The following is a 315-nucleotide window of genomic DNA, read 5'->3' as shown; positions in this document are numbered from 1 at the left end:
GCGTCGCCGTGCACGCGGCCCTGACCCGGCATGCGGACACCCTGCGCTCCGGCGGGGATGAACGCGCCCGCGGGCAGATCATGGCCGATGACCTGGTCGAATGGACCACCGGCACCCCCGGAGGGATCACCGGCATCGAGCTCCAGCTCATCATGACCGACCGCACCCTCGGCCCGGGCGACTCAGAGCCGGCACGGATCCCCGGCTACGGCGTGGTCCCGGCGGGCTGGGCCCGCGACGCGCTCACCCAGCCACAGGGCCACGGCCAGGGCCAGGGCCAGGGCCAGCAGGATGGTGCACGGACAACCGGCGGCG

At 74.6% G+C, this 315-nt stretch carries 1 pseudogene; it reads left to right on the top strand.

The window, feature by feature from the left end:
* Positions 1-315: pseudogene (locus JYA52_RS00090) on the top strand (hypothetical protein); the annotation flags it as partial.

It is taken from the genome of Arthrobacter pascens, from assembly GCF_017052465.1.
Classification (GTDB): domain Bacteria; phylum Actinomycetota; class Actinomycetes; order Actinomycetales; family Micrococcaceae; genus Arthrobacter; species Arthrobacter pascens.
Note: the sequence above shows the minus strand (reverse complement) of the source record. Positions and strands in the feature narration are given on the sequence as shown.